At 50.2% G+C, this 14,600-nt stretch carries 12 protein-coding genes; 1 reads left to right on the top strand and 11 read right to left on the bottom strand.

What is annotated here, in order from left to right; genetic code table 11:
* Nucleotides 1-13: 13 nt before the first annotated feature.
* From HVZ52_RS04200 to pgaA, 6 genes are all read right to left on the bottom strand, one after another.
* On the bottom strand, nucleotides 14-286 hold the full coding sequence (locus HVZ52_RS04200) for a GNAT family N-acetyltransferase (protein ID WP_181598901.1): 273 nt from the start codon (nucleotides 284-286) through the stop codon (nucleotides 14-16).
* Nucleotides 287-297: 11 nt separating this feature from the next.
* On the bottom strand, nucleotides 298-528 hold the full coding sequence (gene yjdI, locus HVZ52_RS04195) for a 4Fe-4S mono-cluster protein YjdI (protein ID WP_016154303.1): 231 nt from the start codon (nucleotides 526-528) through the stop codon (nucleotides 298-300).
* Between the two features lie 82 nt (nucleotides 529-610).
* Nucleotides 611-1,117: a poly-beta-1,6-N-acetyl-D-glucosamine biosynthesis protein PgaD gene (gene pgaD, locus HVZ52_RS04190; protein WP_016154304.1), complete on the bottom strand. Its 507-nt coding sequence runs from the start codon at nucleotides 1,115-1,117 to the stop codon at nucleotides 611-613.
* Nucleotides 1,114-2,448: a poly-beta-1,6-N-acetyl-D-glucosamine synthase gene (gene pgaC / locus HVZ52_RS04185; RefSeq protein WP_016154305.1), complete on the bottom strand. Its 1,335-nt coding sequence runs from the start codon at nucleotides 2,446-2,448 to the stop codon at nucleotides 1,114-1,116. The genes pgaD and pgaC overlap by 4 nt, the downstream gene beginning before the upstream one ends.
* Nucleotides 2,445-4,466, bottom strand: coding sequence for a poly-beta-1,6-N-acetyl-D-glucosamine N-deacetylase PgaB (gene pgaB / locus HVZ52_RS04180; RefSeq protein ID WP_016157399.1), 2,022 nt, complete (start codon nucleotides 4,464-4,466; stop codon nucleotides 2,445-2,447). The genes pgaC and pgaB overlap by 4 nt, the downstream gene beginning before the upstream one ends.
* 9 nt (nucleotides 4,467-4,475) lie before the next feature.
* Nucleotides 4,476-6,938, bottom strand: coding sequence for a poly-beta-1,6 N-acetyl-D-glucosamine export porin PgaA (gene pgaA, locus HVZ52_RS04175; protein WP_181598900.1), 2,463 nt, complete (start codon nucleotides 6,936-6,938; stop codon nucleotides 4,476-4,478).
* 961 nt (nucleotides 6,939-7,899) lie between these two features.
* Between pgaA and HVZ52_RS04170 the strand changes: the two genes are divergently transcribed.
* Nucleotides 7,900-8,436 carry a GNAT family N-acetyltransferase gene (locus tag HVZ52_RS04170; protein ID WP_131346740.1) on the top strand — a complete coding sequence of 179 codons (537 nt, stop codon included), beginning with the start codon at nucleotides 7,900-7,902 and terminating at the stop codon, nucleotides 8,434-8,436.
* A gap of 228 nt (nucleotides 8,437-8,664) precedes the next feature.
* Here HVZ52_RS04170 and vexE read toward each other — a convergent pair whose 3' ends face one another.
* From vexE to vexA, 5 genes are read right to left on the bottom strand one after another with little or no spacing between them, the layout of a single operon-like run.
* Nucleotides 8,665-10,647 carry a Vi polysaccharide transport protein VexE gene (vexE, locus tag HVZ52_RS04165; RefSeq protein ID WP_181598899.1) on the bottom strand — a complete coding sequence of 661 codons (1,983 nt, stop codon included), beginning with the start codon at nucleotides 10,645-10,647 and terminating at the stop codon, nucleotides 8,665-8,667.
* A gap of 19 nt (nucleotides 10,648-10,666) precedes the next feature.
* Nucleotides 10,667-11,971, bottom strand: a complete 1,305-nt coding sequence (gene vexD / locus HVZ52_RS04160) for a Vi polysaccharide ABC transporter inner membrane protein VexD (RefSeq protein ID WP_181598898.1) — start codon at nucleotides 11,969-11,971, stop codon at nucleotides 10,667-10,669.
* Between the two features lie 22 nt (nucleotides 11,972-11,993).
* Nucleotides 11,994-12,689: a Vi polysaccharide ABC transporter ATP-binding protein VexC gene (gene vexC / locus HVZ52_RS04155; RefSeq protein ID WP_047499332.1), complete on the bottom strand. Its 696-nt coding sequence runs from the start codon at nucleotides 12,687-12,689 to the stop codon at nucleotides 11,994-11,996.
* Nucleotides 12,690-12,714: 25 nt separating this feature from the next.
* The gene (gene vexB, locus HVZ52_RS04150) at nucleotides 12,715-13,509 is read right to left on the bottom strand and encodes a Vi polysaccharide ABC transporter inner membrane protein VexB (RefSeq protein ID WP_047499331.1); all 795 of its coding nucleotides are present in this window, start codon (nucleotides 13,507-13,509) and stop codon (nucleotides 12,715-12,717) included.
* Between the two features lie 9 nt (nucleotides 13,510-13,518).
* Nucleotides 13,519-14,586 carry a Vi polysaccharide ABC transporter protein VexA gene (vexA, locus tag HVZ52_RS04145; protein WP_047414406.1) on the bottom strand — a complete coding sequence of 356 codons (1,068 nt, stop codon included), beginning with the start codon at nucleotides 14,584-14,586 and terminating at the stop codon, nucleotides 13,519-13,521.
* Nucleotides 14,587-14,600 lie beyond the last annotated feature (14 nt).

The following is a 14,600-nucleotide window of genomic DNA, read 5'->3' as shown; positions in this document are numbered from 1 at the left end:
GTACGTAAGATTATCAGGCGCGAATATCGTCATACTCGCGGGTTTTATCAAACTCATGTTTGGCAAACGGGCACAGCGGAATAACTTTGCGGTTTTCGGCGCGCATTTTCTCCACCACCTTCGCCACCAGCAGTTTACCGACTTCCTGGCCTTTCAGACTGGGGTCGACATCGGTATGTTCAATGATGCTCAGATGCTCACCCGTCGGCACGAAGACAATCTCGGCAACCTGATTGCCTTCGGCATCGTTAACATAAAATTTGTTGTGGCCTGCAAGAATTTCCATGGTCCCCTCACTCATTTCTGGCGATATTTCAGCGCACCGCTCGGACAGGTATCAATCACTTTAATGACCGTCGCGACATCCACTTCATCCGGAATGATCCACGGTTTACGCTTCAGGTTAAAAAGCGCTGCGCTTCCCCGCACGCAGTTGCCCGAATGTTGACATATCGCCGTATTGAAGTAGACGTCAATCTTCTCACCGGTATAGGCCCGGTAACCGGCATCCAGTAGTTCCTTATCCACAACATTGCCTCGCATTTTTTTATTGTCTGGGTCTAATCATAGACCTGTGCGAGGCTGAAGGAAGCAACTGAAAGTAGAAATATCACTCAGGCCTTTTCTGCAACAACGGCTGCGGCTCTGGCGGCAAATACTCCAGCATCGCAGGCGTCGGCGGCGGTAGACGGTTATCGGCGATATCCCTGTCCACATCGATATGACTGATTTCACCACTTTCATGATGGTGAACCGTCAGCACCCGCGCTTTGTTCAGCTCTGTCACCAGTTCCCGGGTAATACGTAAACTTTCCGCCAGCTCATGATCTTCCAGTCCGGGCCTGCGACTGCGACGTTCCACCCGAAAACGAAACTGGTTGTACTTCGCCCAACCAATCAGCACCAGTCCGTTGACCAGCGCGACAAGGATGTAAAACGTGACCGTATCCAGCGTGGTGAAAAAGGGTCGCACGCCTATATAAGGTGAGTGCGCCAGAGCGGTGATCAGCCCTTTATAGATCAAATATAAAAAGCCAACCCAGGCAAAAAGCGTTAACAACACGTCAATGATGCGCGGCAGCAAACGCTGCTCCGTAAAGATCAGCGGCTGGCTCATGATTCGATCCTCCCAATTCCACGATCGGGACTCACCCAACGCGCCCTGCCGCGTTTGCGTTTGAGCATTACTTTCGGGAAAGCGACCAGCGTGGTGAACAGGCTTAGCATCCAGTACACCACCGGGAACCAGATAATCCAGAACAACGACGCGCCAATGCCTTTTTCATAGCGCCGCTCAATCATCAGACTCACCGCAAACTGCAGCAAGCACACCACGCCGAGGATTAGCCCAGTAAAGGCCGGCGGGAACAGATGTTGTACATACAGCGAGTCCGGCATCGGGATCATCAGCCCTAACAGGAACAGCACGATACTGATCGCATAGGCAAACGCCCAGGTGGTAGAAAAACAGAACTCAAAAAACAGCGGCCACATACGGCGATATTCCCATGACCACAGGCGGCGCATGTTCACGATAAACACCTCCGCACCGCCTTGCGCCCAGCGCAGTCGTTGTTTCCATAACCCTCTTAACGTTTCAGGCATCAGGATCCAGCACAGTGCGCGCGGTTCAAAGAATATCGACCAGTGGCGCAATTGCAGCTTCCAACTGATATCGATGTCTTCGGTGATCATGTCCGGGCTCCAGTAACCGACCTCGGCCAGCGCGCGACGACGAAACGCAGCAACCACGCCGGAAACGGTAAAGATCTGCCCATAAACTCGCTGAGTGCGCTTAATCAAGCCGATAATGGAAGAAAACTCACCGACCTGCACCCGACCGATTAAGGTGGAGCGGGTTCGAATACGTGGGTTCCCGGTCACCGCACCGACGCGCGGGAACTGGATCAGCGGCGCCACAATATAGGCAACGGCATCACGGTCCAGTAACGCATCGCCATCAATACACACCAGGTAATCACTGCGCGCCGCTGCTGCCCCGGTCTTGAGCGCCAGCGCTTTGCCCTGGTTTTCAGCCAGATGAATCACCCGCAGACTGGGGTATTCCACCGCCAGTTGTTCCAGCACGTCGTGGGTGTCATCCGTTGAACCATCGTTGATGGCAATCACTTCAATATTTTTATATCGCTGCGCCAGCGCAGCCTCAATGGTTTCGCGCGCATTGATCCCTTCGTTAAAACAGGGGATCAGAATGGAAACCAGCGGATTCCCCTCCAGCGTCGGTGGCGGTGTGTCATCTCCCCATTTCCAGTGACGCTCACGGTAGAACCAGAAATAGACCCCGCCGCTTATCCACAAAGCAGACATAAACAAGGGCCAGAAGAAGACGAAGTTCAACATCACTTCACCTGTAAAGATGACCGCCACGCCAAACGGCAGGCTGAACATCAGGCAAAGTATCAGGAAAGCAATTATGCGATCGGTCATTTTTGCGGGTACCAGTATGAGGAGAACGTCGAGCGAATCTCTGACATCTCAGGTTTGTCGCTGATGAAATCATCCGGGTAATAGCCGTAGTTACCTGCACCGCTTAATTTCAGCTGGCGCATCCATTCGGCTATTTGTTTTCCGCTGATTTCAGCCTCGTCCCCGGATTTACGCCAGTCTCGTGCCTGTAGTTCAAACACGGTTTTGTCCAGCGCGCCGGGCGTTTGTGCAACGGCATTCACTAATCTGTCGAGCCAGGCGTTGGCATCATTAGCCGGGATCTGCTCCATGAAAGGCATCGCCATCGGTGCCGTCCAGTCATAAGTATTGAGGAAATCATTCAGGTTCTGCGCAAACCAGGCTTCACTCTCCGGCTCCAGTACCGGCATCGCGTAAATATTGCGCGCCGTTTGCACCTGCGGACCGCGAATATTACGCACCGCCTGGGTCAGTTGTTTGGTGAAGTCGATCAGCACCTTACTTTTCAGTCGCGTCCAGCGCTCGAACGCCTGTGGATTGCTACGGATTTGCTCAATGCTTCCGGGAAGCCCTGCGGCGCGGTAGGCAGCCAATGCCTCCGGTGACGCGTCTTCAAAGTCCGTCAGGAAAGCATCGTCATGGAACAAAATCCCTTTGAAGCTGGCGTGTTTGGCCAGGTCTTCATAGATTTCAGTGATGCGCTGACGCGCTTCGCTGCTCCAGGGGGACAGACGGACATAATTCTCGCGGTTGATCGCTGTACGTCCCGTTTTCGGATCCCAGGCGGTTACGCGTGGGATGGAAGCGTCGAGATCGAAAGCCAGAACCGGCATCCAGGCATACACCGTCACCCCTGCCCGCGTTTGTAACTGCCAGGAGATATAGTTAAAGAGGTCGGCACGCATCGGCAGCCAGCGGTTAGGGAAATAGAGCTCGCGAATATTTCCGTCGCCCTGCGGATCGGCGTAGGCCTGCAGGAAGACATGAGAAATACGCATGTCATAAACGCGCTGGATAAGTTTGTCGATGTTTCGCTTCTGCTGAGCAGGGTCCTTGTCATACACGTAATCCAGATCGACATGCATCACGCGCATCGTCTGCGGTTCACGTACCTGAGCGACCTGGCTGGCAAAGCGCTTAAGAGAGGGGTTATCAGAGATTAGTACGCGCGGGATGTCATCAAGAAACGCGGCATTCGCCAACCCTTCGTTGAGCGTGAAGGCCATCTTATAGCCATGCTCTTTAGCCAGGTTTAACGTTGTGCCATTGGCCGCACCGTAAGGCCAGACCCACGCGCGCGGTGATTTCCCGGTCACCGATTTGATCTTGTTGGTGATGAGAGAGATATCCGCGTTTATACGGCGCGTGTACTGTTCATCCGTTTCGTAAGTGCCGGTTTTCTTATCATACAGGCGGTTCGCCACCGCCGGTTCTTTACTTCCCTGCGGGTTGGCTTGTGCACCGAAATGCGAATTCCAGGTGTGCGCACCGACTTCCACCAACGGTGATTTGCCCATCTCTTCGACCATTTTCCAGGTGGCGAATTTATCTCGCGCCGTCATTAAGCCGCCAAAATCGACTTTTTTGTTGGCGGGAGCATCAACCCAACTCCCTACCGGTGCCCAGAGCGCAGGCCAGTTATAGGCTTTCAGCAGCGGCCAGACGCGGGTATAAAAACTGCTATATCCGTCATCAAAGGTGAGTAATACCGCTTTTTCCGGCAACACGATTTTACCGTCATGGGCGTCCAGGATTTGCTGCACGCTGATCGGGTTATAACCATTATCACGCAGCCAGGCCATTTGGTCGCTCAACGCGCTGGTGCGCACAGAAAGATAGCGTTGGTCGGCGGCACCATCCTCGACATCGTGGTAGCCGAGCACCAGGAAGCTATTTTTCGGCCACGGATGATCCGCCGTCAGCGGCGTTCTCTCTGCGGGAGGAACGTAGCGAGGCGTTGTATTGTGCGCGCTACTGCACGCGGTAATCATCAACCAGCCAGCGATTAATGCGCTAAGCCACAGGCATCTTTTCAGCATGAACAATCCTTAAAACCTGACATTTAAATCGAAAGCGAGGGAGATATTCCGCTCACGTTTACCGTCGTAGGGGCGTTTATCCCAAATCAGCATCACCCCGCCATCTACGACGTTGTTCCATTTGAGCCGTTGTCCGTATCCCACCTGAACGATGGCACCAGCGTCCTGGCCTTGCTGCCAATAGCCACCTACGCCAGCCAGACCTTGCTGCGTCCACACGGTGTCATAATGGCGGTAAAGAACCTGCTCCGCGCTCAGACCAGGTACCACGGAAAAATCACTCTTCGGGTTGTAATACGGCACATTCTCTTTGGTGTTGGTGCTCCCGCCGATGCCCGGGGTAAAGTCCAGGGTGAAGCGCGGCGTTGTCCACATGCGCTCTTTTCCGCTGAGTCCGTATTCGATGCGATCGTTACCATCTGAGAAATGTGATGCGGCAAACGACAGTTGATATTCACGTCGTTCGTTTTGATACCAGCGAACAAACATATCGCCGCCGTTGGCATACACGCCGCTACGCAGCGCGCGCAGTGGCGTATTACGCGACAAGCGCTCGGCCGAACCACCTACGCGCCAGTTATCATTGAAGTCATGCCAGCCGGAAAGACGACCGCCAATTTTCTGACCATCGCCATAATTTCGGCCAGAGACTTCCATTTCTGCCCAGTAGTCGCGGGAAGTCCATTCCGCCCCTGCCGCCAGATCGCGGCTGATGCCTTTACCTTCCTCAAATTCGCCAGTAGCAAAGTTGAATCCAGTAAACAATCGCCAGTTGTCGTTAATTGGCGGACTGTAAATGGCAGTATTGATGTTGAAGTCATTCTTACCGCTGACCGGGCTATCGGACGAGATCCCTTGTGTGCCGCTAATGCGCACTTCCGACATTTTGTGGACATCACGAATACGGGCGAGGCGCAGCGTCGCTTCATCATCCGGGCTACGGGCGATGACGTCATCCGTCAGTTCATCGGCCTGCCTCCATTCCTGGAGATCCAGCGCAACATAAGCCTGCTGACGTTCCAGTTCCAGGTTACTTGGCTCAATCACTTCCGCCAGCTTCAGCTCTTTCTCCGCCGCATGCGGCAAGCCACGTGCTTCAAGAACGGAGGCATAAGATATGCGCAGCCCCTGGTTACCTGAACCTGTTCGCGCCAGATGCTCTGCGAGCTTTTCAGCCTCAGGTAGTTCATTGGCAGCAATATAATATTGCGTCAGCATCGACTGTCCGAGCAGCCAGTTATCGTTAGGCTGCGGCGTTGGCGAACCATAGATGCGTCGCAGGTACGGACTATCTTTGATTAGGTTTTCGGCCTGTTTTTTAGCGGCATCAAAGTTTTCATTATCGATATGCGCGTAGAACAGATCCTGTTGATCCTCAGGACCAAGCGGCGTAACGGGAATCGGTCCATTCGGGTAGTAGATGCTCATCAGCATCGCTTCGGTTTTTTCTGGCTGGCGTTCGCTTAACCATGCCGATGCTACCCAGCGTTTTGCGTAGTTTGGCACTTCGCCGTTCGCAGAAAGCGATTCGTATTCCTTAATCACTTCAGACGTTCGCTTACGAACCAGCAAAGCCCCCATGCGGTCAATTCTCGCCCGACGGACATCATTCTGCGCGGACGGCTCATCCTTCCAGGCAGCCAGCAACTGGTCATAACGGGCCAGCGCTTTATCCGCCACGATAAACCGCTCTTCTTCATTACGTGCAGACGTATAGGAGGAACGTACCATTTCGGCGGCCGCATCAAGCTCAAGGCGGCGCTTCACAGGATCTGCCGTAGGCACTACCTCCGCCATATTTAAGGCGGGCCCGGAAACACGGTTTGCTGACAGAGCAGACAGCAGCGTGGATTTTGCATTTTTGTTGCCAGGATCAACGTCATCCGCCTGGCTGGCAACCAACAGCGCGTCCCAGTTTTTTCCCTGAGAATGATATACGTAGGCAAGTAGCGCATCGGAGTCAGCCCCCGGATGTGCCTGTGCCCATTTATTCGCTTCAGTAAGAGCTTGCTGATTGTAGCGAGCATCTGCCAACGTCATTATCCAGCCGGTGCGTACGTCAACGTTGTCAGGCTCTTCCTGTAAAACGCTTTCCCATACCGCCAATGAATCATTCCAGTTTTTCTGGTTACGGTACGCACGTGCAGCGGCGACTTTGCCGCGCGCAGGCACATCCATCTGCCCACGATAGCGCTGCCAGATTTCAATAGTGGCTTTATCGTTGTTATCAACCCAACTGGAAACTTGCAGCCAGTCGGCAACCTGATTTGGCGTTAGCGCGCTTTGCTTTCCCTGATTCTCTAGATAACGCAATAACGGTGCACTATTACCACCCCGCGCTTCAATAACCAAAGCGTCATAATCTGATGTCGCTGCAGAGATTTGCATAGGGAAAAGAACGCTTGCCGTAAATAAACAGCTTAAAGACTTAAAACGTTTAATGAAGTTGGCATGTCGACGCATACTTAACATATCTGCCCTTATAACTTACATCAGAGTAAAAATAAGCGTTTTCAATATATTACAGTCGGTTGCTAACGATACCCGACCATGTAAGATGCACTGCCGCTTATTTTGCAATAGGGTTATGAAGCAATTAATTCTTTCGTCTTATTGACTACCCGCGCCTCGCCCTCTAATCGTGGGAAAGCAGGCGTAAACTCGAAAATTTTATCACTCAGCGTAGTTCGTGGCTATGCGATACGAAAACTCTTAGACAAAAAAGTATTTTAGACTAAATAATCCTAATACTCTTGGGATTGAATTCTGGATTTAGATTAAGTTTGCATGACGAAACCTTGTGACGATGATAACTATTGCTGGTTGGCATAGCTACACCGCGCAACTGTTTGCATGGTAACTATTGTGTGCGGATAGAGAAAGTTCTGATAATAATGCCCCTGATAACAACAAAGATAACAATGTAAATAATATAACCTAATTTTAAGTTTCGAACAGGGTCGATAAAATGAAATTAAAGGTACAGTCATAAGCAGAACTAAGTACAGTAAAAAAAACAGTAAAAACTCAATAAAATCAAATGACTTCTTGACCTATCCTAGAAATCTACCAAAATTGGTATTTTGGTATCCGCCATAATACGTGCGCGAAGAATTGTGCATTGCTCAACTCGCTAAAGTATTTACCAACCTTGCGTATTATTGACAGTATCAACCACACCCCCTTTACCCTTACAATTTGAAAGCTTATTTACATTGAAAATAATTTATATACCCTAAATAATTCGAGTTACATGAAGGCGGCAAGTGAGTAAATCCCCAGGAGTTTAGCGAACTATGTGACTGAAGTGAGCTAGCGTAGCCAAGGTACATGCAGCTTAAAGAATGACGGGTATAGACACATAATTTTTTGCACTTACCTTCCCTCCAGCCTTTGAGGTAATTTGGACACAGATGCCAATGGGAGCTGGTCAATGAAAATCGTTAACGCTGAAAAAAAACACATCCCCGCCATACGCGATATCTACGCCCATCATGTTATTCACGGTACCGGCAGCTTTGAAACTGACCCACCGGATATCCGCGAGATGCAAGCTCGTCTGGAAAAAATCCGCAGTCTGGGACTGCCGTGGGTTGTCGCATTGCAAGAAGATAAGGTCATCGGGTATTGCTATCTTACCCGCTACCGCGAGCGTTATGCCTATCGCTATACCCTCGAAGATTCGATTTATATTGACCCGACGGCACAGCGTCAGGGGGTGGGAAAAGCGTTGCTACGCCATGTAATTGAGTGGGCTGAAACGCAGGGTTATCGGCAGTTGATCGCTATCGTCGGCGACAGCAATAATCAGGGATCGCTGAAAGTCCATCAGCAGGCCGGATTTACGAAAATAGGTACGCTGACGAACATTGGATTCAAGCATGGGCTCTGGCTTGATACGGTATTAATGCAACGCAGCCTGGGTACAGGTAACAGTACGCTACCAGCGGATTTCGATGCCGCTATTTAACATTGCTAAGGGATGACTTCAGGATACTGTCTTCTGGTAACCCTCAGACAAACAGAACCACAATCAGGTATAACGTAGCTATTATATAATTCTCCGTTTTTCAGCTCGTTAGAACGAAAAAAGCACCCGAACGTTAATGAACGGATGCTTTCTAAATCGAATAACTCAGTTTTACTTAGCGGGCGGCCCCGCCTGGTGCGCCAAAGGCATCGCGGGGCAAACATCTTTTCAGCCCGAAGATGATTCATCCCTGCGCGTGATATTTCGCCAAATCCCCCCCGACAGTCTCAGGTTTTCCGGCCCGCTATTCAGGATTTGGGTTACACATTTCAGGTAATTGTCTTTCCAGCGCTCAATAAAAGAAGACTGGCTTTCGAACCTCTGCGGATCGACCATTTTCTCCAAAACAAAATGGATGCGCCCGTCTCGCCACACCGGAACACCAAATACGGTGGGTAAGTGCATTTTCCAGGCAAGTCGAGAGCAAAAGGTGGAGTAGGTAATCTGCTGGCCGAAAAAGTCGATAGTCGGCGCGCTCAAATTCAGCGCGCCGTCGATCGCCACAACAAGCGACTGCCCACTATGTAAGGTCTGTATGCAGGCTCTGACCACGTCCGCTTCGCTTTTGTCACTAACCGAAATCAACCGCTCACCGTAGCCCCCTTTGAGCACGCCAGGCGTGGAAGCCACCCATTTGCTGTTCATTTCCAGCAAGGAGAGGATCATCGGCCCGGCATACATTGCGCCCATATGAGCCGATACAACAATGCAACCACGCTTATCGAGCTGCAGCCGTTGGAAAAACTGCTCGACATGCGATATATCGGCCAACCGATACATCGGTTCGTCGGCCTGCTCTCCACGGCATTCAAGCCAGTCGAGGAGATAATTATCGGCAAGATACCCCCACTTCGCCCGGCGTTCCCATTCATCGCGCTCGATACCGGACTGTCTGCCGGCAACTTCCCATGCCCAGTCAAGGCGCTCAGGCGGTAGATTAACGGCAGATATTTGCCCATCAAGCGCCAGCAGCCCCTCTTCGAATGACTGAGGCAGATGGCTTGCTCTGGCCTGAATATAGTGCTCAAAGATGCTTTCCGCTTCGCTTGTTTTCCCCGCCTGTAACAACGCCGCCGCGGCATAACGGTTCCATTTACTGGTCACCCCTTTTTCCCTTGCCAGTTGTACAAACTCATCGCTGGCAGCAGCGTATTGCCCAACCTGGCGCAGTGCTCGGGCATACATGGCTCTGACATAAGGAAGATCAGGATGAGTCGCGAGCGACTGCTGCAGTAACGGAATGGCTTTCTCATTCTGACCCGTTCTGATTAAGGCATCGGCATACAGGGTCACGATCCGTAAATTATCAGGGTTAAATTGCAGGGCATGACGCCAATGCTCAGCGGCCTGAAGCTTCGCTTCCCGGCTGCGGCCAGATTGATAGTGGGCAAGCCCCAGGCTACGACGCAGCGCCGCACCATCCAACCCACGGGCTAATGCGGACTCCCCAGTCTGAATGGCTTCCTGATATTTACCGACAGCGCACAGCGTATCAACCGCCAGCCCCGCCGACTCCTGCTTTTCTAACGCAAAGAAAGGGAGCAATGCGCGGGCCAGGTCATGATCTTCTGGTAGGCGGCTTTTATTTAAGAAACGGAGGCAGGTCTCAATCATATCTCCCCGCGGGGGAACTTCCTGCGCCTGTGTTCTGGCCAACGAGATTGCCTGTAACTCTTTATCCACCAGCGTCAGGCTGCGCAAATGGAGGGCAAAAATTTTGCTATTGCCCGAAAAAGCGAGCCATGCCCGCTCGGCTAAGTCAGCAACAGTCGCATATTGTTTACTCTTAAGCAGCACGCTTGCGACCAGCAGGACATCCTCCGGCTGGCACACATTCACCGCCAGCAGTTTGTTAACCACCTGTAGTACAGCGTCCCGATGATGTGATGCCAGCGGCGAAATAACCCAGCGTCGCAATAAATCACGGCTATTCTTTGCTGTCAGCACACGGTCGGACAACAAAGTCAGCGCGGCATCTGTTTCATCTTTACGCAAACACGCGATAGCGAAGAGAAGAATGTTTTGCTCATTTCCAGCACTATCTCGCACTTTTTCGGGATGCTGCCCGAAATAGTGACATAGCCCCTCCCAATCCTCTTGTTTGAGCAGGGTGGTTGGCGATTTTTTTTTACATGTAGAGTGCAAGCTCATCGTATTTCCTTACTCCGCCTTATTCACGCATCCGCCTGATAGTTATCAGGAGAGAAGTCACCAGGTACGCGATGCCCAGCAACACGAAGAACAGTAACCACTTTGTTCCATCGGCATAGCGAGTGGTGTCAGACACCACCATCGGTTGAGAAATGATCAGCAAATACCGTCTCTCACGTAACGCTTGAAGCTTCCCTTGCTGTAAGGTCTGTAAGGCAGATTCCCAGCGTGTTTTGGCGATCTCACTCTGCAGGCGAAGATCTTCAAACAGGGACAGGCTTTCTGAAGAGCCTTGCGACCCTAACTTATTTGACAGGCGGTTACGTTGTTCGCCGATCTGCTTTTCCAGGACCTTGATTTTGGCCGACAGGCGAGGAATAAGGGGGTTCTGATCCAAACCATTAGCCATTAGTTGCGCGTATTCCGCTTTCGCCTCCGCCAACTGCGTTTCAAAGCCAGCAATTAATTGATAAATCGCGGTCACGGTTTCCTGCGGTTCAATATCTTTTTGTATATGCTGTATTTTTAGCAATTCAAGCCGAGCTGCCCCCAGATTTTCCTGGGCCGATTTAACATCGTTTTCCAGCCATAAAATTCGTTCCTGCTGCATCCGCGCTGAAACGGTATTAACGTGCTGTTCAGCAAAAGCCAGAATGCGCTGGGCAAAAAACTCAGCCTGTTTCGCACTCCGCGCCTTGACGTTTAAACGCAGCATGCCCTGTTGAATATCGACAGCAACCGAGACTTTCGATAAATAGTAACGATAAGGATCATCATTAATACCCAGCGGTGCGTGGTAGCGGGAAAATAATGCGATATCGTCTTGCGCGAAATAAGATAAAAAACCGAGATCTTTTTCCATCCGCTCCATCATTTCTTTCGAAAGTATAAACTCGCGAACCTGAAAGCCCTCCGACATCTCATTGCCTGCACCAAAGAAAGATGTTCCAGAAAAATTATCCTGGCTGGCATCAGTTTGCACAATAAAGGTGGCATCCGCGCTATAAAAACGCGAAGTTAATAGCCATGACATAAGCATAATAACCAGCAGCGGCAAAGCAATATAAAGAAAGAGCCGACGTAGCGATTGCTTGGCTTGCTGAACACGTCGCTCTTTAATAACCAATGACGCTCTACGGACGGAATCAGCATCCGTCGCGGACCACCCGGCGTCTGGGCGATGATGACTTTTCGCATCGGCCGTTTTTTCTGTCTGGCGAAGGGCGCGTTCATCCTCTTTTTGTTTCAGTCGCAAGGCTCGGCTTTCTTCTGCTACCTTCGCCCTTTCCTCTTTCCATTTTTTAATACGTTCTGAATTTTCCACTCTCTATCCGTATATTTTCTATTTATATATCAAAGGAATAATTATCAGTTTGAAGCATCGCCTGATTTGATTGATATTGTTCAAAAAGCGCAGATGCCTGTGCTAAATCTTCACACATCGTAATTTTCCCATGCAGCAGTACGCCAAACGCATGACAGTGTTCTTTAATAAGCCGAGGGTTACGCGTTAGCACAATCAACCCTTTCTGTTGCAGCTCATAAGCTAGCGCCGCCTGCATACGCAACTGTGAGGTATTATCCCCGGTGTACAGCTTGTCATCGGCAATATAAAGGCGACAGGGAAGCAGTAAATTAATGGCAAATGCCAGATGCGCTTTCATCGTGACAGAATATTCACTCACCCTGTCGGTATAGCGCTGTTCAAGCTGGGTCAATTGATAGCAGAAATGTGAAAACTCATCGCCATCCAGGCCATAAAGACTGGCCATCATGCGCGCATTCTCTTCGCCGGTTAACCCCGGCAGAACAAAAGCATTTGCCCCCAGTGGGAGCGCATCACCCCGTAGCCCAATAAAATCCCCTTCATCAGGAGCATCTATACCGCACAGCAATCGGGTTAGCGTCGTTTTGCCTGAACCAGGGGCGGCCAGAATACCGATATGCTCATGGTAATCCATGACAAAATCTGTTTTATCAAGGACCACCCGCGGGCCCTTATCAGACTCAAAATAGCGTGTACAACCTAATAAACCGAACACGAACGCGTCTCTCCTGAAGCTAAAGTCAGTGATTTTCAGTGTCACAAATCAGGTGAAAAATGATGCCCGCGAGGAATAACGTTGCGGAAAATGCCAGAGGGTAAAGAGGCTCAAGGTACAAGGAGTTATACCCCTCAAACATTCCTTCTCTGACTATCTCATTAGCATGAAGTAGAGGGTTCCAGCTGAATATGCTTAATAATGAATAGGGCAATTCATTCGCCGTATAAAAGACAGCTGAAATCAAAAACATCGGTCTTAGCACCACAGGAACGGCTTTGTAGACCAGCGGAAACCGTTCAGACAGTGCGTCACAAAAGTAACCAAACGATAACCCCAGAAGCCATGCGATAACCATCCCTTCAAAAATCAGGATCGGTTTCTGGGCTTCCCAGCGGGAGAAGATAAGAAAGTTAATTAATGAAACAATAATATAAATGATAACCGCATTAACAAATTCGACTGCGGCAAGAGCAAAAATCACATGTCTTTTCTTAACCTGCGAGACAACCGCCAACGATGTGGAGAATGAACGGGTGCGCATGGTTGCGGTAATGGTATAACGAAATAACAGATACGGTAATATACCTGCAATAACAAAGCTGATATCGTCAGTGAATATTGGCACGGTGCGATTTAAATATTGAAAAGAAATAACGGTAATGGTTATCCATACCAGTGGTACGGCCAGTACCATCATATAGTTTAGCAAATTACCGTTATAGCGTGTTTTGATATCGCGTGACATTAACAAAATGATTAACTCACAGACGGTAATGAGTTTCATAAAATAATAAGTATTATTTTTCAAAATATTCATATGGCGACGTTAGAAAGAATTAGAGCCGCGGATCAAAAAGCTATCGAATGCGGCTTTCACCTTAGCGAAATCAGTCAAAGAGGCGTTCGAGATATAGATAACATCGCCGTCTTCCACCCGCATGGCCTGTGCTAAAAACACCGAGTCAGGTTGGCTCATATCGACATGATAGATATTCAGTTTACGCATCTGCTGTTTCGCTTGCTCCGCTTCGTCATGCTTGTACAGAAAAACCGCCTGCGGATCGGCAAGATTGTCGTTTAATCCTTTCGCCAGCGCCAAAGCATCCACTACGCTGGAATGACGCTGAACCAGAGCATGTTTCCCCTGAACACCCGCCGCGCCGAGCACATTAACATACTCGGTCACTTGACGCAGAGTGATACGGTCATCCGGCTGTAAGACAATATCCAACCCGGGATACTGATAAATATCTGACAGTCGCGCATTGAAATAATGCTGCTGGCGCGTCACGTGAACTTCCATCATCTCTGCGCTGGTATTTTCTACTGCCGCCGCCGTTGCCAAAAAATGACTAAGACGATTCATACTCTGTTCGAGAGGGTAGCGACCCGTTTTCCCGCTGCCCTCGACCGTCACCATGGCTCCGGTGCGGGCGGTAAGCGTCACCAGCACCTGAGGATTCAGGACAACGCGCGAAAGTCGCTTTCTGATCTCTTCAGCCAGTTGTGTCACATCCAGCCCGGTAACCGGAATGATCCCGGCATAAGGCACCTGAACGATATTACCGTCAGTCACAAGAATATTTTCAAAATCCGCCCGGTCGCCGCTCGCGTTATTGGATAAATACCCCGCCCCGCCCGAGGATAAAATAGTGATATGCAGCACATCGCCTTTAGCCAAAGATGTCCAGTGCCAGTTATTTTCGGCAAAGACCGGATCGACAATAGTTTTCGGCACAGTATCGGCATCACTCAGTTTTAATGTCGGTGTGACTTCAACCAGATGATAATGAGGATCGTCCTGATTAATCAGGCTGGATTTAAATACCGCCCTGGGAATAGTGCATCCCGAAAGCAGAAAAAACGTCGTTAATAATATAATAATTTTTTTCATAACTTATTTTATAA

This window comes from Citrobacter sp. RHB36-C18 (genome assembly GCF_013814485.1).
Lineage (GTDB): Bacteria > Pseudomonadota > Gammaproteobacteria > Enterobacterales > Enterobacteriaceae > Citrobacter > Citrobacter braakii.
Note: the sequence above shows the minus strand (reverse complement) of the source record. Positions and strands in the feature narration are given on the sequence as shown.

Coding starts and splice junctions, on each gene's coding strand:
- HVZ52_RS04200 (WP_181598901.1), bottom strand. CDS start 286: ATGGAAATTCTTGCAGGCCACAACAAATTTTATGTTAACGATGCCGAA.
- pgaD (WP_016154304.1), bottom strand. CDS start 1,117: ATGAGCCAGCCGCTGATCTTTACGGAGCAGCGTTTGCTGCCGCGCATC.
- pgaC (WP_016154305.1), bottom strand. CDS start 2,448: ATGACCGATCGCATAATTGCTTTCCTGATACTTTGCCTGATGTTCAGC.
- pgaB (WP_016157399.1), bottom strand. CDS start 4,466: ATGCTGAAAAGATGCCTGTGGCTTAGCGCATTAATCGCTGGCTGGTTG.
- pgaA (WP_181598900.1), bottom strand. CDS start 6,938: ATGTTAAGTATGCGTCGACATGCCAACTTCATTAAACGTTTTAAGTCT.
- HVZ52_RS04170 (WP_131346740.1), top strand. CDS start 7,900: ATGAAAATCGTTAACGCTGAAAAAAAACACATCCCCGCCATACGCGAT.
- vexE (WP_181598899.1), bottom strand. CDS start 10,647: ATGAGCTTGCACTCTACATGTAAAAAAAAATCGCCAACCACCCTGCTC.
- vexB (WP_047499331.1), bottom strand. CDS start 13,509: ATGAATATTTTGAAAAATAATACTTATTATTTTATGAAACTCATTACC.
- vexA (WP_047414406.1), bottom strand. CDS start 14,586: ATGAAAAAAATTATTATATTATTAACGACGTTTTTTCTGCTTTCGGGA.